This is a genomic window from Streptomyces marincola (assembly GCF_020410765.1).
Taxonomy (GTDB): Bacteria; Actinomycetota; Actinomycetes; order Streptomycetales; family Streptomycetaceae; genus Streptomyces; species Streptomyces marincola.
The window spans coordinates 5,731,572-5,755,741 of sequence record NZ_CP084541.1; the positions used below are offsets into that span (position 1 = coordinate 5,731,572).

Here is a 24,170-nt window from a genome sequence, read left to right on the forward strand (position 1 = left end):
GCTACGCTGAGGCGCTGCGAGCCCGTACGGGAGGGATGCGGGGCGCGGGGGGTGCGCGCCCGCCACCGCGGGCAAATGCCTGTGACCGCCCTATCCGATCGAGCGGGGAACCTTAGTACAGTTGGGCGTTCGCGGCCTCTGCGATGGGAGCGGGCATGGGCGTGATGAAGCACGAGGAGTCCGTCGGTGAGCGCAGTGCCGCTCGTACCGTTGACTACCAGCAGACGGGGCCCACCGTGCCGCGCATGGTGCTCGGGGCGCGTCTGCGTCAGCTTCGCGAGGCGCGCGGCATCACCGGCGCCGACGCCGGCGCCCGGATCAGGGCCTCGCACTCGAAGATCAGCCGGCTGGAGATGGGCAGGACCGGGTTCAAGGCCAGGGACGTGGCCGACCTGCTCGCCCTGTACGGCGTCACCGACGAGGCGGAGGCCGAGACGCTGCTCGCGCTGGCCCGCCAGTCGAACACGCCGGGCTGGTGGCACGTCTACTACGACGTGGTGCCCTCCTGGCTGAACGTCTACCTCGGTCTCGAACAATCGGCGGTGCTGATCCGCGCCTACGAACTCCAGTTCGTGCCCGGGCTGCTCCAGACCGAGGACTACGCGCGCGCCGTCGTACTGCTCGGGCCCGAGGACACCGAGGAGCGGATCGACCGCCGCATCGAACTGCGCATGGCCCGTCAGCGCGTCCTGCACCGCGCCCGCCCGCCGCACCTGTGGGTCGTGCTCGACGAGGCGGCGCTGCGCCGTTCGATGGGCGACGCGGCGCTGATGCGCCGCCAGCTCGACCACCTCATCGAGATGTCGACACTGCCGCACGTCACCGTGCAGGTGGTGCCGTTCGCGGCGGGCGGGCACGCCGCGATAGCCGGGCCCGTGACCGTGCTGCGCCCGCCGGGCGGCGAGCTGCCCGACGTCGTCTACCTGGAGCAGCTCACCGGCGGCGTCTACCCCGACAAGCCGTCCGAGATCGAGCAGTACCGGCACATGATGAACCGTCTGGTCGTGGAGGCCCACCCGCCGGCCGAGACCCGCGACTTCCTGTACGAGATCCGCCGCGACACGTAGGAGGCCCGGCGGGCGGGTCCTCGCGCGCCCGCCGGGGCCGCGGTCACAGGGGCGGGTGGGCGTTGGCCAGCAGCTGCTCGAAGTGCTCGGGGAACCAGTCGCCTGCCAGGCCGCCGCCGGGCAGCGCGCCGGTCGGCCGCAGATACCAGTCGTGGGTGTCGCACATCGCGTCCGGCTGCCGTCCTCCGGCGCCCGGCAGGTTCACGGCCGAACCGTCCGACTCGCCGGGCGGCTTGATCCACGCGTAGGCGTCGATGCCGGGCGCGGGGCTCGCGACCGGGCGCTCGCCGAGGCCCGCGCCCGTTTGATTGCACCAATGCGCGGTGTGGATGCGCCGGTCGAGGCGGTTGCTGTCCACGTAGTCGTCGATGTTCTGCCACGGGTGGTCGGGGTCCGGCGGGCCGGCCGGGCGGTCGGGACCGCCCCATCCGTTGCGCGAGGTGTCGACCAGGATGCCGATGTCCCAGTCGAAGCCGAGCCGGACGAACCGCTCGCGCACGGCCTCGGCGAACGGCAGCTCGTCGACGTAGGGGTTCCAGTCCACCCAGCGGGATTGCAGGGCCGGGCGGTCGTGGACCACGTCGTCGACGGTGAAGTACTCCTCGCGCAGCACGCTGTAGTTCGCGACGTTGACGGCGAAGCCGTGGACGTCGGCGGGCCTGGCGCCCTCCGTGCTCGCCGCCTCCCACATCAGCCGGGTGACCGCCATGAAGTCCTCGTCCCAGCCGATCCGGGCGTGGTGGCCGGCGTCGAGGTAGGTGTAGACGTGGGGCAGTTCGCCCAGTTGCGCGAGGGCGTAGCCGATGCCCCGCACGTAGGAACCCGACTCCAGGACCTGTTCGCACATCCAGGTGGCCCCGTAGCGGTTGCCGGTGTGCAGGACGAGGTTGGGCAGGGAGTCGGGCTCGATGACGGCGACGATCCGCAGCCCGGCGTAGGCCGGGTCGCCGATGATGTCCACGATGGGGTCCACGTACTCGCGCCGGTAGCGCTCCAGGGCGCCGGGGGTCAGCTCGCCCTGCCCGGCCTCGCGGGCGCAGGAGCGGCCCGGCAGGTTGTTGAGGACCAGTTGCACCAGGTCGGCGTCCTGGGCGAGCGCGGCGTCGAGGTGGTCCGCGAGTCCCATGGTGCGGTCGGCGCCGGCCCCGGACCCGTGGACGGCGGCGCGGGAGTCGAGCCAGACCGCCGTCGGCTGGTCGGCGACGGCGGCGCCGCCGGGGACCGAGGCCGCGTTCGCGGACCACTCGGGGTCGACGTAGACACTCGCCCCCTCGTACGGGTTGCCTCCGCGCGCGGCGGCGGTGGGCGGCGCGGCGTTCGCGGGACCGGTGGCGAGCAGGCCGGCCGCGACGGCGCACGCGCCGGCGACGGCGACGAGCGCGCGGTGGCGGACGGGGTGGCGCGCGGGGCGGGCAGCTCCCGCGCCTGAGGTCGAACGGGCGTTCATGTAGCTCCTCGCGACGTCGGCCGACGGACGGGAGCGCTCCCATGCTGAACGTAGCACCGCCCCCGCGGGCGCGGAAGCGGAACGGACGGGGCGGTGCCGGGGCCGCGCCGCGCCGCCCCGGCGGGGTCCCGTCCCCCGGTGGCGAGGTGATTCCCCGCCGGCCGTGTCAGCCGGGCCCGGCCGCGTAACGATCAGCCGCACGTGTGCCCGGCGGGATGCGGGCGGGGCCCTGGAGCGTTGTCGCCCGTGGGTGCGGGCCCGCGCCGCTGCCCGGCAACGGCCGGGGTATCGCTCACAGCGAACAGGCCGCCCGCGAGGAACATCGGCACCCCGCCAAGCATTGAGCAGACATAGCTCAAGTTGCTTGCCGAGGGAGACATCATGACTTCGTCGTTCACCGTACTCACCCTGCCGGTGCTGCCGCTCGACGACGAGGTGGTGCTGCCGGGCATGGTGGTGCCGCTGGAGCTGTCGGACGCCGAGGTGCGCGCCGCCGTCGAGGCCGCGCAGGTCGCCGCGCCCGGCGGCGAGAAGCCGCAGCTGCTGCTCGTGCCGCGCGTCGACGGCCGCTACACCGACATCGGTGTGCTCGGCCGCGTCGAACAGGTCGGCCGCCTCGCCGACGGCGACCCGGGCGCGCTGGTCCGCGGCCTGCGCCGCGTCCGCATCGGCTCCGGCACCACGGGCCCCGGCGCCGCGCTGTGGGTCGAGGGCACGCCGGTCGAGGAGGCCGCGCCGAGCCCGCTGCCCGGCGCCGTCGCCGAGCTGGTCAAGGAGTACAAGGCGCTGAGCACCACCTGGCTCCGCAAGCGCGGCGCCTGGCAGGTCGTGGACCGCGTCCAGCAGATCGAGGACATCGGGCTCCTCGCCGACAACGCCGGCTACCTGCCGTTCCTGGGCACCGACCAGCGCGTCACCCTGCTGCGCACCACCGACCCGGTGGAACGCCTGCGGCTCGCCGTCTCCCTCCTCGGCGAACACCTCGCGGAGGAGGACGTCGCGGAGTCGATCGCCAAGGACGTCCAGGAGGGCGTCGACAAGCAGCAGCGCGAGTTCCTGCTGCGCCGCCAGCTCGACGCCGTCCGCAAGGAACTGGCCGAGCTGAACGGCGACGCGGCCGACGAGGGCGACGACTACCGGGCCCGCGTCGAGGCCGCCGACCTGCCCGACGCCGTCCGCGAGGCCGCGTTCAAGGAGGTCGACAAGCTGGAGCGCGCCTCGGACGCGAGCCCGGAGGGCAGCTGGATCCGCACCTGGCTCGACACCGTGCTCGAACTGCCCTGGACCACCCGCACCGAGGACGCCTACGACATCGCGGGGGCCAAGGCCGTGCTCGACGCCGACCACGCCGGCCTCGACGACGTCAAGGAGCGCATCACCGAATACCTCGCCGTCCGCAAGCGCCGCGCCGACCGCGGCCTCGGCGTCATCGGCGGACGCCGCGGCGGCGCCGTGCTCGGCCTCGTCGGCCCGCCCGGCGTCGGCAAGACGAGCCTCGGCGAGAGCGTCGCCCGCGCCATGGGCCGCACGTTCGTGCGCGTCGCGCTCGGCGGTGTCCGCGACGAGGCGGAGATCCGCGGCCACCGGCGCACCTACGTCGGCGCGCTGCCGGGGCGCATCGTCCGGGCGATCAAGGAGGCCGGCTCGATGAACCCGGTGATCCTCCTCGACGAGATCGACAAGGTCGGCAGCGACTACCGGGGCGACCCCTCGGCCGCGCTCCTCGAAGTGCTCGACCCGGCGCAGAACCACACCTTCCGCGACCACTACCTGGAGGTCGAGCTCGACCTGTCCGACGTGGTGTTCCTGGCCACCGCCAACGTGCTCGACGCCATCCCGCAGCCGCTGCTCGACCGGATGGACCTGGTGCGCCTCGACGGCTACACCGAGGACGAGAAGGTCACCATCGCGCGCGACCACCTGCTGCCGCGGCAGATCGAACGCACCGGTCTCGGCGCCGGCGAGGTCGTCGTCGAGGAGGCCGTGCTGCGCAAGCTGGCCGGCGAGTACACCAGGGAGGCCGGTGTCCGCGGTCTGGAACGCGTGCTGTCCCGGCTGCTGCGCAAGGTCGCGGCCCGCGCGGAGCTGGGCGAGCTGGCGCTGCCCCACACCGTCACCGTCGCCGGGCTGCGCGACCTCGTCGGCCGCCCGCACCACACGCCGGAGGCGGCCCAGGAGCCGGGCGAACGGCGCACCGCCGTGCCGGGCGTGGCCACCGGGCTCGCCGTGACCGGCACGGGCGGCGACGTCCTCTTCGTCGAGGCGTCGCTGGCCGACCCGGAGACCGGCGGCGCGGGCCTGACCCTCACCGGGCAGCTCGGCGACGTGATGAAGGAGTCGGGGCGGATCGCGCTGTCCTACCTGCGCTCGCGCGGCGCCGAACTGGAACTGCCGGTCGGTGACCTGAAGGAGCGCGGCATCCACCTGCACGTTCCCGCGGGCGCGGTGCCCAAGGACGGGCCGAGCGCCGGCATCACGATGATCACCGCCCTGGCCTCGCTGCTCAGCGGCCGGCAGGTGCGGCCCGACGTGGCGATGACCGGCGAGGTGTCCCTGACCGGCCGGGTCCTGCCCATCGGCGGCGTCAAGCAGAAGCTGCTCGCCGCGCACCGGGCCGGCCTCACCACGGTCGTCATCCCCAAGCGGAACGAGCCCGACCTCGACGACGTGCCGCGCGAGATCCTGGCGAAGCTCCAGGTGCACCCGGTGAGCGACGTGCGGCAGGTGCTCGACCTGGCCCTGACGCCGGCCGACGCGCCGGCGGCCGTGGCCGCCTGAGCGGCCGGACGGCCTCCGCCCCGCCCGGGGCGGAGGCCGCCGCGCGTCGCCCGCCTCCGCCCGCGGAGGCGGGCCCCGGTCGGCGGGCACTACCATGGAACGCCGATGGCGGGCGGCCATCAGGATGAACGCCACCGGGGCGCAACCGTCAGGACGAGTACCGCCGCCCACGCGGACGACCAGTTCCCGCGACACCGTCGCGCACGGTGCCGCGGGTTCGTCCGAGAAACGTCGAGGGGGCGTGAGGGGGCGTGGTGAAGGACCGGCACGGGCGCGTCCGGCGGCGCGGGCAGGGCGAGCTTGAGGCACAGGTGCTCGCCGCGCTCGGGTCCGCGCCCGGCCCGGTGAGCGCGGCCTGGGTGCGGGAGCGCATCGGCGGCGACCTGGCCTACACCACCGTCGTCACCACCCTGACCCGGCTGCTGGCCAAGGGCGCGGCCCGGCGCGAGAAGGCGGGCCGTTCCTTCGCGTGGACCCCGGCGGCCGACGAGGCCGGTCTCGCTGCCCTGCGCATGCGCCGCGTGCTGGACGGCGAATCCGACCGGAAGGCCGTGCTCGCCAGCTTCGTCACCGCTCTCTCCGCCGACGACGAGCAGGTGCTGCGCGGGCTGCTCGCCGAGCTGGGGGAGCCGCACGGGGCATCCGACGACGACGATGACGGCGCCGGCGCCGGGGAGTCGGAGGACTGAGCGGCCATGGGGCTCTTCGTCTTCCTTCCGCTGGTGCTGCCGCTGACCGCCTGGCCGGTCGCGCGGCTCGCCGAGCAGCGCCTCCACCCCCGGGTCGCCACCCGGCTGCTGACGACGGTCGCCGGGGTGCTCGCCGTGTGCAGCACGCTGTGCCTGGCCCTGGTCATGGTCGTCGGCACCGCCCAGCTGCCAGGCAACCCGCTGCCCGACGGCTGGTCGGACCCCGAGGTGCGCGAGGCCGTCCCGTTCGAGGAGGTCGCGGGCCGCGCCGCCATCCCCGCGCTCGTGCTCGTCGTCCTGGCCTGCGGCCGGACCCTGCTGCGCCACGTCCGCGTCCGCCGCGACGCCGGGCGCGCCCTGGCCGGCCTGCCCGCGGGACCCGTCGCCGTGCTCCCCGATCCGGAGCCCTACGCGTGGGCGCTGCCCGGCGCCCGGGGGCGGATCGTGGTCTCGCGCGGGCTGCTCGACCGGATGGCACCCGCGGAGCGCAGGGCGCTGTTCGCGCACGAGCGTGCCCACCTCGCCGGCCGGCACCACCGGTACCTGCTGGTGGCGCAGCTCGCCGCGCGCGCCAACCCCTTCCTCCGGCCGCTGGCCACCGCCGTGTCCTACGTCGCGGAGCGGTGGGCGGACGAGGAGGCGGCGCGCGAGGTGGGCGACCGCAGGTCGGTGGCGCGCGCCATCGCGCACGCCGCGCTCGTCTCGCGCGGCGCGCCGGCCGCGACGCTGGCCGGCGCCGCGGCCCCCGGCCCGGTGCCGCGGCGCGTCGCCGCGCTGCTCGACCCGCCGCCGGCGCCGCGCCCGTGGCCGCCCGCGTTCACCGCGATCGGCCTGGCCGCCTGGACGGCGGCGGCGGGCACGACGGCCTCCGCGCTGTTCTCCGCGAACGCCACCGTCACGCTCGTCCTGCTGCTGAAGACGGCGACCCCGCTGTGACCCGCGCGGGCCCGGGCCCGCGCGCGGCCGTGCGCCCGCGGGCCCGGGCGCGCGGGCGCGCTCAGAGGTCGAACTCCTCGGGCGGCAGGCCGAGCGCGAAGCACGCCTCGCGGACCACGCCGCGCTCGACGGCGTCGAAGTCGCCGTCCGCGCCGCCGATCACGATCCCGATCTGGATGACGGCGCGCGCCTCGGCCGGCTTCTTCTTGGCCTTCGCGATTTCCTGGAGCACCCCGACCTTGCCGAACTCGAAGTCGGCGGTCAGCTTGTCCAGGTTCGCGCCGAACCGGCGCTGAAGGTCGTCGGCGGGGAACTCGCGCAGCACGTCGTTACCCGCGATCAGTTGTGCGACGCGCTGCCGCTCGGCCGGCTCGATCTGCCCGTCCGCCGCCGCGACCAGGGCGCACATCGCCATGCTCGCGTCGCGGAAGGCGCCGCTCTTGAGGTCGTTCTTCTTCGCCATCAGCTGCGTTTGCATCGACTGGGCGGATTCCTTGACACGGTCCCACAGGGCCATCGGCTCTCCAGATGTTCTCGGGGCGGAACGCCATTTTCTACAGGCGTGTAGAAGCATAGGGTGTTCCGGTGTAAAGGCTTGATGCGCCCTTTACGCTGGAGTCCGGGCGCACCGCCCCCCGTTGTCGAAGCTTCCGTCAGTCGAAGGAGCAGCGAACCCACCATGGGTGAACCTCCCAGTACGAGCCGTGCCGTTCCCCAACGCACACACGAGAGTCAGGGCGGGGGGGTGGCACGGTGACCGAGCTGCTGCTGCTCCTGCTTGCCCTGTCCCTCATGTTCGCCTGCGCGATCTTCGTCGCCGCCGAGTTCTCCCTGACAACCGTCGAGCGCGGCGAGCTTGAGCGCGCCGCCGAGTCAGGTGAACGCGGCGCCGACGGGGCGCTGCGCGCCGTGCGGCGGCTCACCCTTCAGCTTTCCGGCGCCCAGCTGGGCATCACGGTGACCTCCCTGGTCATCGGCATGCTCGCCGAGCCCTCGCTGGCGAGCCTGCTGCGCGGCCCGCTGCGGGACGTGGGCCTCGGCGGAGCCGCCCCCGCGGTCGCCACCGTTCTCGGCGTGGTGATCTCCACCGTCGTGCTCATGGTGATCGGCGAACTCGTCCCCAAGAACTGGGCGATCTCCCGGCCGCTGGCCGTGGCGAAGGTCGTGGCGGGACCGCAGCGCGGATTCACGGCCGTCTTCGGCCCGCTGATCGGGCACCTGAACAACACGGCGAACCGGATGGTGCGCGGCTTCGGCCTTGAGCCGACCGAGGAGCTGGCCTCGGCCCGTTCCCCCGAGGAACTGGTGGCGCTGGCCCGGCACTCGGCGGCCGAGGGCGCCCTTGAGGCCGACTCGGCCGAGCTGTTCGTGCGCACCCTGCACCTGGGCGACCTGACCGCGGAGAACGTGATGACGCCGCGGGTCGACGTGCTCGCGCTCGAAGCGCACGCGACCGCGGCCGACGCGGCCAACCTCACGCACGCCACGGGACTCTCGCGCTTCCCCGTCTACCGCGAGACGCTCGACGAGGTCATCGGCACCGTCCACATCCGCGACGTGCTGGTCCTCGACCCGGCCGACCGGCTGACCACCCCCGTGACCGAACTGCTCTCCCCGCCCCTGCTCGTGCCCGACAGCCTCCCCGTCGACCGGCTGCTCGAACGGCTGCGCGCGACCAGGACGATGGCCGTCATCATCGACGAGTACGGCGGCACCGCGGGCGTCGCCACGGTCGAGGACATCGTCGAGGAGGTCGTCGGCGAGGTCCGCGACGAGCACGACCCGCTGGAGCTCCCCGACCTGATCCCCGCGCCGCCCACCGACGACGGCCGCGCGGGCTGGGAGGCGGACGGCGGCGTGCGCCTCGACCAGCTCGCCGCCATCGGCCTCGACGCCCCCGACGGGCCCTACGAGACCCTGGCCGGCCTGCTGGCCACCCAGCTCGCGCGCATTCCGGCCCGCGGCGACACCGTGCGGCTCGGCGGCTGGGAGCTGACCGTGCTGGACATCGACCACCACCGCGCCGACCGCGTGGCGATCACCGCGCCCGCGCCCGTGCGGGAGGAGGCCAGGTGACCACGCTCCAACTCGTCATAGGGGCCTTCACCCTGCTGACGAACGCCTTCTTCGTCGGCGCCGAGTTCGCGATGATCTCCGTGCGCCGCAGCCAGATCGAGCCGCGGGCGCAGGCCGGCGACAAGCGGGCCCGCGTCACCCTGTGGGGTCTCGAACACCTCTCCACGCTGATGGCCACCGCCCAGCTGGGCATCACGGTGTCCTCGCTGGTCCTCGGCGCCGTCGCGGAACCCGCCATCGCGCACCTGCTGGAACCCGGGTTCGAGGCGCTGAACGTGCCGCACGGCCTGGTGCACCCCATCGCGTTCCTCATCGCCCTGTCGCTCGCGACCTACCTGCACATGCTCATCGGCGAGATGGTGCCCAAGAACATCGCGCTCGCCGCCCCCGCCCCCACCGCCCTGCTGCTCGGCCCGCCGCTCGTCGCGGTGACCCGCGCGCTGCGGCCGGTCATCTTCGGCATCAACGCCTTCGCCAACACCCTGCTGCGGCTGCTGAAGGTCGAGCCGAAGGACGAGGTGGTGGCCGTCTTCACCGACGACCAGCTGGCCCGCCTGGTCGCGGACTCAAGCCAGGCCGGACTGCTCGACCCGGCGGACGGCGAGCGGCTGCGCGACGCGCTCGAACTCGGCACCCGCCCGGTGGGCGAAATCCTCGTCCCGCTGGGCAAGATGACCACCGTGGACCACAGGATCACCCCGGCCCAGCTGGAACGGGTCGCGACCGCCGCCGGCTACTCGCGGCTGCCCGTCATCGGCCCGGGGGACGCGGTGCTCGGCTACCTGCACATCAAGGACGCCCTCGGGGTCACCGAGCGCGCCAAGCCGTTCCCGCGCTCCGCCCTGCACGCGGTCACGCGCGTCGAGATCGACACCCCGCTCGACGACACGCTGACCGCGATGCGCGCCGACGGCACCCACCTCGCGGCCGTCACCGGCGGCAAGGGGACGGTGCTCGGCTTCGTCACCATGGAGGACGTGCTGACCACGCTGGTCGGCCCGGCACCGGCCGCATGACCCCGGCCGGCTGTCTTCTACAGTGTTGTAGATTTACGACGCACCACAGGAGGAGGAGATCATGGGCGTGAGTCTGTCGAAGGGCGGGAACGTCTCACTCACCAAGGAGGCTCCCGGCCTCACCGCGGTTCTGGTGGGCCTGGGCTGGGACGTGCGGAGCACGACCGGTGCGGACTACGACCTCGATGCCAGTGCCCTGCTCTGCACGAGCGGCGGCAAGGTCGCCTCCGACCAGCACTTCGTCTTCTACAACAACCTCACGAGCCCCGACGGCTCGGTCGAGCACACCGGCGACAACCTCACCGGTGAGGGCGAGGGCGACGACGAGGTCATCAAGGTCGACCTCGCGGCCGTGCCGCCCGAGATCCAGACCATCGTGTTCCCCGTGTCGATCCACGACGCGAACAACCGGGGTCAGAACTTCGGCCAGGTCAGCAACGCGTTCATCCGTGTCGTCAACCAGGACGGCGGCGCCGAGCTGGCGCGCTACGACCTCAGCGAGGACGCCGCGACGGAGACCGCGATGATCTTCGGAGAGCTGTACCGGCACGGCGGCGACTGGAAGTTCCGCGCGGTCGGCCAGGGCTACGCCTCCGGCCTCGCCGGGATCGCCACCGACTACGGCGTCAACATCTGACCGCGCCGCGCCACCGCGGGGCCGGACCGCCTCGCGGCCATCGCGGCCATCGCGGGCCGGGCCGGGGGGCACCCCGGGCCCGGCCCGCACGCGTCACCGGGCGGGCGTAGGGTGCATGGCCATGAGCCCAACGATCGCGACGAACACCAGCGTCACCCGCGCCCAGCTGCTCGACTTCGTCCGCCCGAGGCACCGGGCGATCCTGCTCACCCGCCGCGCCGACGGCGCTCCCCAGGCATCGCCGCTGACCTGCGGCGTCGACGACTCGGGGCGCGTGGTCGTCTCCACCTACCCCGAGCGCGCCAAGACGCGCAACGCCAAGCGCGACCCGGAGGTCAGCCTGGTCGTGCTGTCCGACGAGTGGGACGGGCCCTGGGTGCAGATCGACGGCACGGCGGAAGTGCTCGACGTGCCCGACTCGGTCGAACCGCTCGTCGAGTACTACCGGAACATCGCCGGTGAGCACCCCGACTGGGACGAGTACCGGGCGGCGATGCTGCGCCAGGGCAAGTCGCTGATCCGCGTCACGCCGACGCGCTGGGGGCCCGTCGCCACCGGCGGCTTCCCGGCCCGGCTCGCCTCGGACTGACTCGGGGGCACGGGGCTCGCGCCCCGGACCGCGCGGGGCCGCGCGATCCGGGGATCCGCGGCGCGGGACCGCGCGGGCCTCAGCCGAACTGGCGCTCTATGCGGGCCAGTTTCTCCTCAAGCGAGTCGAGCCTCGGGCTGGCCTGGGACATCGACGTGGCGTCCGCGGCTTCCTTCAGGTCGGTGGACGAGTGCAGGGCGCGCCGCTGCCCCGCGGCCTCAAGGGCGGCGGGCTCCTGCTTGACCGCGACCTCCACCTGGGTGTCCTGCGCCGCCGAGGCGGCCGGGAGCATCCGCCGCTGCCGGCCGAGTGCCTTGATCCTGGCCCGCTCCAGCTTGCGCTGCTCGCGCTGGCTCGCGCGCTTCTCCTCCTTCGCGCGGCGCTCCTCGCGGACCTCCTCGACCGCCTCGTCCAGCGTGCGCACGTTCTCCAGGAGCATCAACGACCAGGCCGCGTACGTCTCGCGCGGGGCGCGCATCCACCGCACGAAGCGGATCTGCGGCAGCGGTCGCGGCACCAGGCCCTGCTCGCGCAGGGCCGACCTGCGGGTCTGCTTCAGCGCGCGGTCGAAGAGGATGGCGGCCGACAGCGACATGCCGGCGAAGAAGTGCGGCGCGCCCGCGTGCCCGGCCCCGCGCGGCGCGTGCACCCAGTTGAACCAGGCCGCCGCCCCCGCGAACAGCCACACCAGCAGCCGCGAACCCATCGAGGAGTCGCCGTGGCTGGCCTCGCGCACCGCGATCACCGCGCAGAACATCGCCGCGCCGTCGAGGCCGAAGGGCACCAGGTACTCCCAGCCGCCCGACAGGTTCAGGTTCTCCCGGCCGAAGCCGACCAGGCCCTGGAACGACAGCGCCGCGGCCACACCGGCGCAGCAGAACAGCAGCGTGTAGGAGGCCGACGCGTAGGCCCGTTCGCGGCGGCGGCGCGTCGCCTCAAGGCGCTCCCACGAGTCTGGCTCCGCGCTGTCCTGCGCGCCCTTGCGGCCCCGGGTGAGCAGGGCCGCCGCGACGACGACCCCGGCGAGCAGCACGGCGGCAGGCAGCACCCAGCTCAGCTCTATATCCGTCAATGCCATTGGGGTGCCCCCTGTGTGGGTGTGCCGGGAAGTACCGAAACCGCGGGCGCGTGTGGTGGTGTGGTGGTGTGGTGGCGGCCCTCTGCGGAGCATCCTGATGCTACCGGAGCGTCAGGGGCGTCGAATTCGGACCGAACTACACCAACGAGTGGTAATCCGGTGAGACTTGGCGGCCGGTCGTCGAATCTGTTATCGGCCTGCGGTCAGTCGCGTCACTCGTTCGGTGTCGCACGTGCGCGGGCAGGTGACGCATGTGTCGCGCGGGCGCAGCGTGTAGAACATGCAGCAGCTGGCCCGGTCCCTCGTCAGCAGCGGCTCGCCGGCCGGTCCCGCGAGATCGCGGAAGGCGGCGCCGCGCGCGAACGGCGGGGCGGAGCCGGGCAGCAGCGCACCCGCCTCGGCCACGGCCCGTTCCTCCTCGCCGAGCAGAGTCCCCAAATACCACAGCGACTCGACCAGTTCGTCGGCCGCCGCGCCCCACAGCGCCCGGGGCCCGCGCCGCATGCGCGGGCCGAACGCGGAGAGCACGGGGCCGAGGTGCTCGGCCGCGGCCTGCCGCACGGCGGCCCGCAGGGCCTCCTCGTCCGGTACCACCCGCGCCTGCGCCAGGCCCGCCGCCGGGTCGTCGGGCAGGCAGCTGAACGCGGTCGGCCGCGCCGTCAGCCGGCCCTCGTCGCGCTGGAAGGACACCTCGCCCGGGGGCAGCCACGGAACGCGGCGCAGCAGGAACCAGGGCAGGGTGAACAGCGCGGCGGCGGGCCAGGCGTAGCGGTGCAGGGCGAAGCTCGCGACCACGTCGGGCCTCGCGTTCCGCCCGTAGTCCGCGCGGATGCGCCGGTCCTCCCGGTCGAGGAACGCGTCGAGGGCCGCGCCGCCGGCCGCCAGCTGCCCGCCCGACACCCAGCCGTCCCCCTCGCGGGGCGCCTCCTCGGTGATCCGCAGCGTGGGCAGCACCTCGCCGACGCGGGCGAACGCGGGGGCGAGCGGGCTGGTGCCGGCGAGGGCGGACAGGGTCATGGAGCCACCGGATTTCAAGATCACGTGCAGGTAAGGCTTACCTTACCCGATCGTGGTGCGGGGTGCCGTCCGGCCGCGCCGCGCGGGGTGCGGACGGGGTGGCCGCCCCGGCGGCGCGCCCGCCCTGTGCGCGCGGGGGCTCAGTCCGCGGGCACGCGGGCGACGGGCGGCGCGGCCGGACGGGCGGTCGCGCGCGGCAGTTCGGCGCGCCGCACCTCGGCCGAGGCCAGCAGGACGAGCACGCCGATCCCGGAGAACAGGCCGCAGCCGACGAACACCGGGGCGGCGCCCCACGCGCCGATGGCGGCGCCCGCCACCGGATAGCCGAGCGGGCCGAGGCCCACCATCATGAGCATGAGGACGGAGGTGACCCGGCCGAGGTGCGCCGGGTCCGCCGCGGTCTGGATCAGCGCGTTGCTGAGGCCGCCGAAGACGCCCGCGCACAGCCCGGAGACGGCTGCCACGGCCGCGGCGGTCCACAGGTCGGGCACCAGCGCGACCGTGGCCGCGCCCGCGCACATCGCGAGCAGCGTCCAGGGCAGCGTCAGGCCGGCGCGGGGCAGCCGGCCGGCGACGGCGAGCAGCGCGGCACCGCTCGCCGCCCCCGCGCCGAAGCAGCCGATGATCCAGCCGTAGCCGGAAGGGCCCCATCCGCGCTCGGCGTTGAGGAGCACCATGCCGACGTTGAAGGTGTTGGTGAGTCCGAGTTCCGCGACGGCTCCCGCGGCGACGAGCGGGCCGATGAGGGGGTGGCGGCGGGTGTAGCGCAGGCCGTCGAGCAGGTCGCCGCGCACGGTGCGGCGCGCCGGCCGCTGGCCCTCGGGCGCCGGGAGGGGGCGGACGCGCAGGCTCGCGAGGAGCGGCAGGGAGAGCGCGAAGAGCGCGCCCGCCGTCGCGAACGCGGCGCCCGCGCCGCCGAGCCCCATGGCCAGGCCGCCGGCCGGCGGGCCCGCGATCTGGCTCAGGCGCATCGACAGCGCGCGCAGTCCCGCGACGCGGGCGAGCTGGTCGGGGCCGGTGATGCGGGCCGGCACGGCGCCGACCGCGGGCACGAAGAACGCGTCGAGCGCGCCGAACACGAGGGCCACCGCGACCAGCAGCCACAGGGCCGGGGTCGTCCAGGTGACGGCCGCCGCCGCGGCGAGGACGAGGGCGCAGCGCAGCGCGTCGCTGCCCAGGAGCAGGCGGCGCGGGTCGTACCGGTCGGCCAGCACGCCGCCCGGCAGCATCAGCAGCGCGCGCGGCAGCGCCCCGGCGGCCATGACGAGGCCGACCTCGGCGGGGCTCGCGACCCGCTGGGCCGACCAGCCGAGGGCGACGAACCACACGCTGTTGCCGATGTGCGAGACGGTGTACGCGGCCAGCCAGCGCAGCACGTTCCCGTCGCGGTGGGCCGGCCGTTGGGCGGGGAGAGGTAAGGCTGTTCTCTCCGTGGGCATGGGTGGCTCCAGCGGTCGGTGGTGGGTCCGGGGGCCGAAGCCGGGTCAGGGGCGGAACGGGAAGCCGTACAGGTGCACGGCCACGTTCTCGCGCTGCTCGGTGTCGCCGGCCGCCCTCGCGGCCCTGCCGCGCTCGCGCCAGCGCCGGGACAGCTCGCGGAGCTCATCGCTCAGCTCGGCGAGTTCGGTCGGGGTGAGGTCGAGCATCCATTCGGAGCTGAACGAGGCGTCGGTCCACTCCTTGCCCCAGGCGTGCGCCTGGTCGAGGTAGGCGCGGTACTGGGCGACGCGGCCGTCGAGGATGCCCCGGGTCACCGCGCCGACGACGGCGGCGCCCTCGGGGGTGCCGGAGAAGTCCGAGTCCCGGAAGCCCCAGCCCTCCTCCGTGGCCACCTGCCACCAGCGTTCCCTGCCGTCGGCGCTCCGGCCGCTCGCCTCGGCCACGAAGCCGTGCTCGGCCAGTTTCCGCAGGTGGTAGCTGACCAGGGACGGCGCCTGGTCGACCTTGTCCGCGAGGTGGGACGCCGTCGCGGAACCCGCCGCGTACAGCAGCCGGTACAGCTGCATGCGCAGCGGGTTGGTGAACGCCTTCAGCCGGGACAGATCGGTGACGCGCGCGTACTCGTGCTCGGGGGGCATGGCCGTACCGTAGATGTGAAACTGAAACTGCGCAATATAAATTTCACAGATGCGGGCGCGGGGCGGCGGATGACGTACCGTCACATCGGGGGAAGCGCGCGGCGGTGCGCGGTGCGGCGGAACCGGGGAGGTCCCGGGGGTTTGCTGTGCCGCCGGCTCGGCCTAAGGTGCAGGAACCGTGTTGATTCGGGGTCAGGAGGGGGCGGAGCGGACGAATGGAGCCCACCGGAACGGAGTCGCCCATACCGGGTGACGAGGCCGCCGTTCGCACCGCTGCCGGGCCCGCGCGTCCCCCACTGCCCGTCAGGCCGCGTTCGCTGCCCGAAAGGCACTCGCTGCGCGCCCAGGTGCTCGCCGCGCTCCGCGACGCGCTGGCCGCGGGCGAACTCGCCCCGGGCGAGACCTACTCGGCGCCCGCGCTCGCCGAACGCTACGGCGTGTCCGCCACGCCGGTGCGCGAGGCGATGCAGCGGCTCGCCGGCGAGGGCGTCGTGGAGGTCCTGCCCAACCGCGGCTTCCGCATCGCGGGCCGCAGCCCCGAGGACATGGCCGAGCTCGCGGAGGTGCGGGCCGCCCTCGAAGTGCCCGCGGTGCTGCGTCTGGCCCGCAGCCTGCCGCCGGAGCGCTGGGAGGCCCTGCGCCCGCTGGCGGAGGCCACCGTGCGGGCCGCGACGGTCGGGGACCGCGCCGCGTACGCGGAGGCCGACCGCGTCTTCCACCGCGAGGTGCTGCGGCTCACGGGGAACCGGCACCTGGTGTCCGTCGCGGAGGACCTGCACCGCAAGACGCAGTGCCCGGTGCCCGACGGCACGCCGCCGGGCACCGCGGAACTCCTCGCCGACGCCCTGGAGCACACGGCCCTGCTGGACGCGTTGCGCAGCGGCGACCTCGGCGGCGCGGAACGGCTGGCACGCGAGCACCTGACCAGGCCGCCCTACGGCAGGTGAGCGCCCGCGCGCCGCACGGGCGGCCGGCCCGCCCCGCGGGCGCCGGGGCACCCGGGTGCCGTGGTGTCAGGCGTCCTCGGCCAGGCGCTCGGAGAGCCAGCGGGGCACGCCGCCGACCAGTCGGTACAGGCGGCGCGCCTCGGCCATGAGTCCGGCGGCCTCCGCCTCGGGCACGGCGTCCGCGAGCGCCACCAGGGCCGGGGCCACCCCCACGAGGAACCCGGCCTCCTCGCGCAGCCGCAGCGACTCGGCGAAGCCCTGCCTGGCCTCGGCCACCTCGCCGCCGTCGAGCGCCAGGGCCGCCAGGTGCCGCCACGTCGAGGAGGCGAGCAGCGCGTCGCCGCGGGCGAGCGCCGCGTTGTGCGCCCGCCGGTAGGCGGCCTCGGCCGCCTGCGGGTTGCCGCCGACGTGCTGGGCCATCAGGCCGCGCCTGAAGTCCAGCAGCGGCCGGCCGGGGGAGTCGGGGGCGATCAGCGCCGCGGCCCTGCCGAGCGCGGCCCGCGCCTCGTCCGCCCGGTCCCGCACCCGGAGCACCGTGGCCGTGTAGGCGAGGTAGCCGCGCTCGCAGGCGGCGGCCCCGCGCTGCTCGTCGTCCAGCGCCAGCGACTCGGCCGCGCGCAGGGCCTCCTCGGCGCGGCTCCACCCCTCCGAGGTGAACATGCACTGCTCGATGAGCAGTTCGGCACGCAGCAGCGCGGCCCCCGGTTCGCCGCGCGCCGCCGCGTCCAGGAGCGCCGCCGCGTCGTCCCAGCAGCCGCGCGACCGAAGCCGCCACACCGCGGTGCCCGCCTCCCGGGCACCCGTACCTTCCCCCGGGCCCCCGTTCCCGGGCGTCTGCCCGTCGGCGGTCCGAACCGGATGTGGTACGGCGGTTCCCGTCACATCGCCCTCCCCAGCGCGTCGTCGAGCCGTTGATCGTTACGAGATGCATGCATCTCAGCACGGCGGGCACGGGCTGCCAAGAGGGCTGCGTGAACCAATTCACAAGTCCCCGCGCGTCAGCCGAACGGCCCGTGCGCGGGTGCGGGCCCGCGGCCCGGTGCCGACGATCCAGGTATGGACCGGATATCCGGATACGGCAACGGCGACAGCCGCGGCGAGGCGCGCGGCGCGGTGACCCCGCGCGCCGCGCTGCTGGTCCTCGGCGTGCTGCTGCTGCACCTGGCCTTCATCTCCTCCTACCTCGGGGCGCTGCACGACCCGGAGCCCGACCGGGTGCCCGTGGCCGTCGTCGCCCCGGACGAGGCGCGCGAGGGCATCGTGCGGCAGCTGAACGGCCTGCCGGGCCGGCCGCTGGACGCCGGGCACGGCGCGGAGGACGCGGACGACGCGCGGGCCCGCGTCGAACGGCGCGACCTCGACGCCGCGCTCGTGGCGGGCGACGCGGGCACGCCCGGCACGCTGTACGTGGCCTCGGGCGGCGGAACGGCCCTGTCCCAGGCGGTCGCGGAGGAGGTCACGGCGGCCGAGCGCGCCGCGGGGCGCGAGGTCGAGGTGCGGGACGTGGCACCCGTCGCGGACGGCGACAGCCGCGGGCTCTCCTCGTTCTACCTGGTCATCGGCTGGTGCGTGGGCGGCTACCTGTGCGCGGCCGCGCTCGCGCTGAGCGCCGGCGCGCGCCCGGCCACGGTCAGGCGCGCGGCGCGCCGGCTGGCCGTACTCGCCGGCTACGCGGTGGCCGCGGGCCTCGGCGGCGCGTTGATCGCGGGACCGGTGCTCGACGCGTTGCCAGGGCGCACGGTCGCACTCGCGGCGCTCGGGGCGCTCGTGGTCTTCGCGACGGGCGCGTTCACGCTGGCGCTTCAGGCGCTGTTCGGCATCGTCGGCGTCGGGATCGCCCTTCTGGTGGTGGTCGTCCTGGGCAACCCGGCGGCGGGCGGCGCCTACCCGTACCCGTTGCTGCCGCCGTTCTGGCAGGCGATCGGGCCCGCGCTCATACCGGGCGCCGGGACGTGGACCGCCAGGTCCATCGCCTACTTCGGCGGTCAGGAGGTGCTCGGGCCGCTGCTGGTCCTGGCGGCCTGGGCGGCGGCGGGCGCCGCGCTCACCCTGTTCTTCGCCCGGCTGCGCGCGCCGGCCCGCTCCCCGCTGGACGAACTCAGCTTCGTGTGAGGTCCATCCGCAGCGCGAGGAAGAAGTCCACCTTGTCCTCAAGGCGGGTCAGGTCACGGCCCGTCAGCCGCTCGATGCGCCCGACGCGGTACCGCAGCGTGTTGACGTGGATGTGCAGCCCGGCCGCGCAGCGCGCCCACGAGCCGTCGGCCGCGAGGAACGCCTCAAGCGTGGCCAGCAGACCCGCCCGGTGCCGCCGGTCGTAGTCGCGCAGCGGCTGGAGCAGCCCGGTGGACAGGGCGGCCCGCACCTCGTCCGGCACGAACGGCAGCAGCAGCACGTGGGAGGCCGTCTCGTCGTGGTCCGCGCCCGACACCGGTCCCGGCCGCGCCGCGGCGACCCTGCGGGCGTGCCGCGCGGCCTCGACGGCGCCGCGCAGTCCCTCCGCCGAGGGCGCGGCGGCGCTCACGCCGAGCGTCAGCCGCCCGCGGCCGGGCCGCAGCACGCTCTCCAGCGCCTCGCGGGCGGGTCCGAGCAGGGCCTCGGCCCCCGCGGGTTCCGCGTCGTCCGCGCCCAGCGGGACCAGGGCCACGGCCTCGCCGTTCCCGTGCGCGACGGCGGGGCGCGCGAACGGAGCGAGCAGGTCCTCAAGCACGGCGCGGGCCTCGGGGCCGGTGTCGTGCTCCGCGTCCCGCCACTCCACGCGCGCCGTGACCACCTGCCACCCCGGCCCGGCGGCACCCGGCGCGAGCAGCGGCGCCAGCACCCGCAGCCGCGCGCCGATCTCCGCGGGCGGTGCCCCCGAGCCGAGCAGCGCGAGCACTTCCCCCGCCAGCCGGCGCGGCACCGAGCGCGCGGCGTCCCCGCGGTCGCGCTCGGCGGCGATCAGGCGGGCGACGCCCCGGAGCAGGTCGAGCCGCTGCGGCGGCCAGTCCCGCGCGTCGGCGCGCACCACGAGCAGCCACTCGGTGAGCAGGGTGCGCGCGTCGCCGCCCTCGCCGCCCAGGGGGAACAGCGTGTGGGGCACGCCGTCGAGCACCACGCGCCAGGGCCCGGGGCGGCCGGCCGCCCCGGCGGCGAGCCCCCGCGCCGCGAGCCGCCCGCCGAGCTGTTGCGGCAGCGGCCCGAGGCGCCCGGCGGCCACCGGCCGCCCGGTGGCGGACAGCACCCAGGCCCGCAGGTCCAGGTCGCTGTCCAGCAGGTCGAGAACGGCCCGCGGCCCGCCGTCGCCCGGGCCCGCGGACATCAGCCGCCGGTGCCGGTCCACGACGGCGGCCAGGTCACCGGCCCGTTCGCCCGAGACCCGCCGCACCACGTGCTCGGTGATCTCGGCGAAGCCGACCTCCTCGGCCACCGCGAACAGCGGCAGCCCGTGCAGCGCGCAGGCCGCCGCCAGGTCGTCGGGAACGCGGCCGAACTCGGCCTCGCCCGCGGCCAGTCCTGCCACCCCGGCCGCGGCCAGGACCCGCACGAACGGCTCGGAGTCCCGGGGGCCACGCCACCAGGCGAGGCCCGTCAGGACCAGCTCGCCGCCGCGCAGGTACCGGCTGGGGTCGCGCAGGTCGGTCGTCATCACGCCCCGCACCCGGCGGTCGAGCCCCGACGCGTCCCCGCTGAGCAGCCGAAGGCCCAGCGCCTCCGTGTCCCGCAGCTCCCGCAGTCGCATGCTCCTCCCACCGGTGTCGCGCGCGTGACCGTTCCGGGTCCCGCGGGTTGCCGGACCCCGTTCCTCGTATGAATCTACAAGAGCGGCCGGGCCGGGCATTCGTACTTTCGGTGCTTCGGTGACTCCCGGCGCGGCCCCGCCCGGCGCTGTACTGGAGGGAGACCCGCGCACGGCCTCCGCTCCCGTCTACTCCAGGAGTGCAACCCTGATGGACTTCCTACGCCCGGCGGGCTGGGCGGACGCGCTGGCCGCGAAGGCGGCGCACCCCGACGCCGTGCCCCTGGCCGGGGGCACCGACCTCATGGTCGACCTGAACTTCGGCCGGCGCCGCCCCGACCGCGTCCTCGACCTCGGCCGCATCCGTGAGCTGTACGCGTGGGAGACGAGCGCGGACGGCGTGCGGCTGGGCGCGAGCGTTCCGTTCCGCGACTTCGTCGGCCCGCTGCGCGCCCACCTGCCCGGCCTGGCGCGCGCCGCCCACACCGTCGGCTCGCCGCAGATCCGCAACCGGGGCAGCGTCGGAGGCAACCTCGGCACGGCGTCGCCGGCCGGCGACGCCCACCCGGCGCTGCTCGCCGCGGGGGCCCGCGTCGAGGTCGCCTCGGTGCGCGGGACCCGGCTGATCCCCGTCGAGGAGTTCTACACCGGCCCCAAGCGCAACGCGCTCGCCGCCGACGAGCTGATCCGCGCGGTGCACGTGGACGCCGCCCGGGGGCCGCAGGAGTTCGCCAAGGTCGGGCCGCGCAACGCGATGGTCATCGCCGTGTGCGCGTTCGCCCTCGCCCTGCACCCGCACACCCGCGGCGTGCGCACCGGGATCGGCTCCGCCGCGCCCACGCCGGTGCGGGCCCGCGCCGCCGAGGAGTTCCTCACCGGTGTGCTCGCCGAGGGCGGCCACTGGGACAACGGGCGCCCGGTGCCGCCCTCGGCCGCCCGCCGCTTCGGCGAACTGGCCGCCGCGGCCTGCGCGCCGCTCGACGACGTGCGCGGCACCGCCGCGTACCGCAGGCACGCCGTCGCGGTGCTGGCCCGCCGCACGCTCGACTGGACCTGGACCGCCCACACCGCCCGCGGCGCCCGCGGGAACGGACGAGAAGGAGGCGCCCCGTGCGCGTGAACCTGACCGTCAACGGCCGCCCCCGCACGGCCGACGACGTGTGGCCGGGCGAGAGCCTGCTGTACGTCCTGCGCGAACGCCTCGGCCTGCCCGGCGCCAAGAACGCCTGCGAGCAGGGCGAGTGCGGCTCCTGCACCGTCCGCCTCGACGGCGACCTGGTGTGCGCCTGCCTGGTCGCCGCCGCCTCGGCGGAGGGCGGCGAGGTGCGGACCGTCGAGGGGCTCGCGGCCGACGGCGCCCGCCTGGCGCCGGTGCAGCAGGCGTTCGTGGACGCGGGAGCCGTGCAGTGCGGCTTCTGCACCCCGGGGCTCCTGATGGCCACCGACGACCTGCTCACCCGCCTCCCGCGCCCGGCGGACGCCGACATCAGGGAGGCGCTGTCGGGCAACCTGTGCCGCTGCACCGGCTACGAGAAGATCCTCGACGCGGTCCGCCTGGCCGCGGAGCGGATCGCGGCGGCGGCCCCGGCAGGCGCCGCGGGCCCCGAGGCGGACCCGGCCGGCGGAACGGACCGGGAGGCGGGCCGATGAGCACAGGACTCACTCCGGCCCCGCCCGCGCCCGGCCGGGACACCGCCGCGCGCGACGGCGTCGGCGCCAGCGCGCGGCGGCCCGACGCGGTGCTGAAGGTCACCGGCGAGTTCGCCTACTCGTCCGACCTGTGGCACGAGGACATGCTGTGGGGGCACACGCTGCGCAGCCCCCACCCGCACGCCGCGATCACCGGTATCGACGTGTCGGCGGCCCTCGCGGTGCCGGGCGTGCACGCCGTCCTCACCCACGAGGACCTGCCCGCCGCCACCCACTACGGGCTGGAGTTCACCGACCAGCCGGTGCTGGCCCGCGACGTCGTCAGGTACGAGGGGGAGCCCGTCGCCCTCGTGGCCGCCGACCACCCCGAGACCGCGCGCCGCGCCGCCGGGCGCATCCGCGTCGCCTACGAGGAACGGCCGGCCGTCCTCGACGAGGCCGGGGCCACCGCGCCGGGCGCGCCCGTTCTGCATCCGGACCGCACCGACCACCACGCCCCCCACGTGCCGCACCCCAACGTCGTGCACCGCCAGCCCGTCGTCAGGGGCGACGCGGCCCGCGCCGCCGCCGCGGCCGACGTCGTCGTCACCGGCACCTACGAGGTCGGCATGCAGGACCAGGCGTTCCTCGGGCCCGAGTCGGGCCTCGCCGTGCCCGCCGAGGACGGCGGTGTCGACCTGCACATCGCCACCCAGTGGCTGCACGTCGACCACCGGCAGCTCGCGCCGGTCCTCGGGCTGCCGCCGGAGCGCGTGCGGCTCACCCTGGCCGGGGTCGGCGGCGCGTTCGGAGCCCGCGAGGACCTGTCGATGCAGGCCCACGCCTGCCTGCTCGCGCTGCGCACCGGACGCCCCGTCAAGATGGTCTACAACCGGTACGAGTCGTTCTTCGGCCACGTCCACCGGCACCCCGCCCGGCTGACCTACGAGCACGGCGCGACCAGGGACGGCAGGCTGACGCACGTCAAGGCCCGCATCGTCCTCGACGGCGGCGCCTACGCCTCCTCATCCCCGGCCGTCGTCGGCAACGCGGCCTCCCTGGGCGCGGGCCCCTACGAGGTGGAGAACGTCGACATCGAGGCCCTCGCCCTCTACACCAACAACCCGCCCTGCGGCGCCATGCGCGGCTTCGGCGCGGTCCAGGCGTGCTTCGCCTACGAGGCGCAGATGGACAAACTCGCCGCCGCGCTCGGCATGGACCCGGTGGAGCTGCGGCGCCGCAACGCCATGAGCCAGGGCTCGGTCATGCCGACAGGCCAGGTCGTCGACGCCCCCGCGCCCGTGGCCGAACTCCTGCGCCTGGTGAAGCGACGGCCGCTGCCGCCGCGCCGCGTGTGGGAGACGGCCGCGGGGCCCGACGTGCGCGAACTGCCGGGCGGCCTGTCCAACACCACGCACGGCGAGGACGTGGTCCGGGGCGTGGGCTACGCCGTGGGCATCAAGAACGTCGGCTTCTCCGAGGGGTTCGACGACTACTCGACGGCCAGGGTCCGCCTTGAGGTCAGCGGCGGCGAGCCGGTGGCCACCGTGCACACGGCCATGGCCGAGGTGGGCCAGGGCGGGGTCACCGTGCACGCCCAGATCGCCCGAACGGAACTCGGCGTGGACCGCGTCGTGCTGCTGCCCGCCGACACGCGCGTCGGCTCGGCCGGCTCCACATCGGCCTCCCGGCAGACCTACATGACCGGAGGGGCCGTCAAGAACGCGTGCGAGGCGGTCCGCGCCGAAGTGCTGCGCCTCGGCCGGGCGAACGGCGTGCTCGACGACCGGGCCCACGCGCTCGCGGACGGCGAGGTCGTCGGCCGCGACGGCGAGGCGCTGGCCGCGCTCACCGACGTGCTGGGCGGGGAAGTCGTCGAAAGGGAGTTGGAGTTCAGGCACCGGCCGACCCAGCCGTTCGACCGGGCCACGGGACAGGGCTTCGGCCACGTGCAGTACTCCTTCTGCGCGCACCGCGCGGTCGTCGAGGTGGACACCGCGCTCGGCCTGGTGAAGGTCGTGGAACTGGCGGCGGCCCAGGACGTCGGAAAGGCCGTCAACCCCCAGGCCGTCGAAGGCCAGATCCACGGCGGCTCGGTGCAGGGGCTCGGCCTCGCGGTGCTTGAGGAGATCGTGGTCGGCGAGGACGGCCGCGTCCGCAACCCGTCGTTCACCGACTACCTGATCCCCACCGTGCTGGACACCCCGCGCATGCCGGTCGACGTCCTCGAACTCGCCGATCCGCACGCCCCCTACGGCCTGCGCGGTGTGGGCGAGGCCCCCACGCTCTCGGCGACCCCGGCCGTCGTCGCCGCCATCAGGCAGGCCACCGGACGCGCCCTGCGCCGGGTCCCGGTCAGGCCGGAGCACCTGACCGTCGCGGACGCGGAACGGGACCTCCCCGGCCGGGAGCCGGGCGCGGAACCGGCCGCGCCGGGGGAGCGGACCGCGGGACTCGCCGGCTGACGGGGG

General features: G+C 75.2%; 21 protein-coding genes. 13 read left to right on the forward strand and 8 right to left on the reverse strand.

The window, feature by feature from the left end; all coding sequences use genetic code 11:
* Positions 1–164: 164 nt before the first annotated feature.
* Complete coding sequence (locus LC193_RS25300; protein ID WP_226078876.1) at positions 165–1,067, forward strand: helix-turn-helix domain-containing protein; 903 nt, start codon at positions 165–167, stop codon at positions 1,065–1,067.
* 43 nt (positions 1,068–1,110) lie between these two features.
* Here the strand turns inward: LC193_RS25300 and LC193_RS25305 are convergent, their stop codons facing one another.
* Positions 1,111–2,514 (reverse strand): glycoside hydrolase family 6 protein, encoded by a 1,404-nt coding sequence (locus LC193_RS25305; protein WP_226077687.1) that lies wholly within the window; start codon positions 2,512–2,514, stop codon positions 1,111–1,113.
* Positions 2,515–2,895: 381 nt separating this feature from the next.
* On the opposite strand from LC193_RS25305, the gene lon reads away from it, so the two are divergent.
* The 3 genes from lon (at position 2,896) to LC193_RS25320 (ending at position 6,917) form a co-directional block, all read left to right on the forward strand.
* Complete coding sequence (lon, locus tag LC193_RS25310) at positions 2,896–5,292, forward strand: endopeptidase La (RefSeq protein ID WP_226077688.1); 2,397 nt, start codon at positions 2,896–2,898, stop codon at positions 5,290–5,292.
* 254 nt (positions 5,293–5,546) lie between these two features.
* On the forward strand, positions 5,547–5,981 hold the full coding sequence (locus LC193_RS25315; RefSeq protein ID WP_226077689.1) for a BlaI/MecI/CopY family transcriptional regulator: 435 nt from the start codon (positions 5,547–5,549) through the stop codon (positions 5,979–5,981).
* A gap of 6 nt (positions 5,982–5,987) precedes the next feature.
* Positions 5,988–6,917: a M56 family metallopeptidase gene (locus LC193_RS25320; protein WP_226077690.1), complete on the forward strand. Its 930-nt coding sequence runs from the start codon at positions 5,988–5,990 to the stop codon at positions 6,915–6,917.
* Positions 6,918–6,978: 61 nt separating this feature from the next.
* On the opposite strand, the gene LC193_RS25325 is transcribed toward LC193_RS25320, so the two are convergent.
* Positions 6,979–7,434 (reverse strand): tellurite resistance TerB family protein, encoded by a 456-nt coding sequence (locus LC193_RS25325; RefSeq protein ID WP_226077691.1) that lies wholly within the window; start codon positions 7,432–7,434, stop codon positions 6,979–6,981.
* Positions 7,435–7,670: 236 nt separating this feature from the next.
* Here LC193_RS25325 and LC193_RS25330 point away from each other — a divergent pair, with 236 nt between their 5' ends.
* From LC193_RS25330 to LC193_RS25345, 4 genes are all read left to right on the forward strand, one after another.
* Positions 7,671–8,993 carry a hemolysin family protein gene (locus LC193_RS25330; RefSeq protein WP_226077692.1) on the forward strand — a complete coding sequence of 441 codons (1,323 nt, stop codon included), beginning with the start codon at positions 7,671–7,673 and terminating at the stop codon, positions 8,991–8,993.
* Positions 8,990–10,009: a hemolysin family protein gene (locus LC193_RS25335; protein WP_086157515.1), complete on the forward strand. Its 1,020-nt coding sequence runs from the start codon at positions 8,990–8,992 to the stop codon at positions 10,007–10,009. Before LC193_RS25330 ends, LC193_RS25335 begins: the two co-directional genes overlap by 4 nt.
* 61 nt (positions 10,010–10,070) lie before the next feature.
* Positions 10,071–10,646 carry a TerD family protein gene (locus LC193_RS25340; protein WP_226077693.1) on the forward strand — a complete coding sequence of 192 codons (576 nt, stop codon included), beginning with the start codon at positions 10,071–10,073 and terminating at the stop codon, positions 10,644–10,646.
* 121 nt (positions 10,647–10,767) lie between these two features.
* Positions 10,768–11,235, forward strand: coding sequence for a PPOX class F420-dependent oxidoreductase (locus tag LC193_RS25345; RefSeq protein WP_086161968.1), 468 nt, complete (start codon positions 10,768–10,770; stop codon positions 11,233–11,235).
* Positions 11,236–11,314: 79 nt separating this feature from the next.
* On the opposite strand, the gene LC193_RS25350 is transcribed toward LC193_RS25345, so the two are convergent.
* The 4 genes from LC193_RS25350 to LC193_RS25365 all read right to left on the reverse strand — a co-directional run bounded on the left by LC193_RS25350 (position 11,315) and on the right by LC193_RS25365 (position 15,408).
* Entirely contained in the window at positions 11,315–12,313 is a 999-nt protein-coding gene (locus LC193_RS25350) for a DUF2637 domain-containing protein (protein ID WP_226077694.1), read from the reverse strand.
* A gap of 189 nt (positions 12,314–12,502) precedes the next feature.
* Complete coding sequence (locus LC193_RS25355) at positions 12,503–13,330, reverse strand: (2Fe-2S)-binding protein (RefSeq protein WP_226077695.1); 828 nt, start codon at positions 13,328–13,330, stop codon at positions 12,503–12,505.
* A 140-nt stretch (positions 13,331–13,470) separates the two neighbouring features.
* Positions 13,471–14,769, reverse strand: coding sequence for an MFS transporter (locus LC193_RS25360; protein WP_226077696.1), 1,299 nt, complete (start codon positions 14,767–14,769; stop codon positions 13,471–13,473).
* A 45-nt stretch (positions 14,770–14,814) separates the two neighbouring features.
* The gene (locus LC193_RS25365; protein ID WP_226077697.1) at positions 14,815–15,408 is read right to left on the reverse strand and encodes an ArsR/SmtB family transcription factor; all 594 of its coding nucleotides are present in this window, start codon (positions 15,406–15,408) and stop codon (positions 14,815–14,817) included.
* A 215-nt stretch (positions 15,409–15,623) separates the two neighbouring features.
* Here LC193_RS25365 and LC193_RS25370 point away from each other — a divergent pair, with 215 nt between their 5' ends.
* Complete coding sequence (locus LC193_RS25370; RefSeq protein WP_226077698.1) at positions 15,624–16,355, forward strand: GntR family transcriptional regulator; 732 nt, start codon at positions 15,624–15,626, stop codon at positions 16,353–16,355.
* Between the two features lie 66 nt (positions 16,356–16,421).
* Here the strand turns inward: LC193_RS25370 and LC193_RS25375 are convergent, their stop codons facing one another.
* A complete protein-coding gene (locus LC193_RS25375; RefSeq protein WP_226077699.1) occupies positions 16,422–17,132 on the reverse strand; it encodes a hypothetical protein in 711 nt (236 codons plus the stop codon).
* A gap of 279 nt (positions 17,133–17,411) precedes the next feature.
* Here LC193_RS25375 and LC193_RS25380 point away from each other — a divergent pair, with 279 nt between their 5' ends.
* Positions 17,412–18,467 (forward strand): YhgE/Pip domain-containing protein, encoded by a 1,056-nt coding sequence (locus LC193_RS25380; RefSeq protein WP_226077700.1) that lies wholly within the window; start codon positions 17,412–17,414, stop codon positions 18,465–18,467.
* On the opposite strand, the gene LC193_RS25385 is transcribed toward LC193_RS25380, so the two are convergent.
* Entirely contained in the window at positions 18,454–20,073 is a 1,620-nt protein-coding gene (locus LC193_RS25385) for a PucR family transcriptional regulator (RefSeq protein WP_226077701.1), read from the reverse strand. The two genes, LC193_RS25380 and LC193_RS25385, sit on opposite strands and share 14 nt — an antisense overlap.
* A 208-nt stretch (positions 20,074–20,281) precedes the next feature.
* On the opposite strand from LC193_RS25385, the gene LC193_RS25390 reads away from it, so the two are divergent.
* Genes LC193_RS25390 through pucD form a run of 3 tightly spaced genes read left to right on the forward strand, consistent with a single transcriptional unit; the run spans position 20,282 to position 24,164 of the window.
* Positions 20,282–21,190 (forward strand): FAD binding domain-containing protein, encoded by a 909-nt coding sequence (locus LC193_RS25390; RefSeq protein WP_226077702.1) that lies wholly within the window; start codon positions 20,282–20,284, stop codon positions 21,188–21,190.
* On the forward strand, positions 21,181–21,720 hold the full coding sequence (locus LC193_RS25395; protein ID WP_226077703.1) for a (2Fe-2S)-binding protein: 540 nt from the start codon (positions 21,181–21,183) through the stop codon (positions 21,718–21,720). Before LC193_RS25390 ends, LC193_RS25395 begins: the two co-directional genes overlap by 10 nt.
* Complete coding sequence (gene pucD, locus LC193_RS25400; RefSeq protein WP_226077704.1) at positions 21,717–24,164, forward strand: xanthine dehydrogenase subunit D; 2,448 nt, start codon at positions 21,717–21,719, stop codon at positions 24,162–24,164. The genes LC193_RS25395 and pucD overlap by 4 nt, the downstream gene beginning before the upstream one ends.
* The last annotated feature ends 6 nt before the right edge of the window (positions 24,165–24,170 follow it).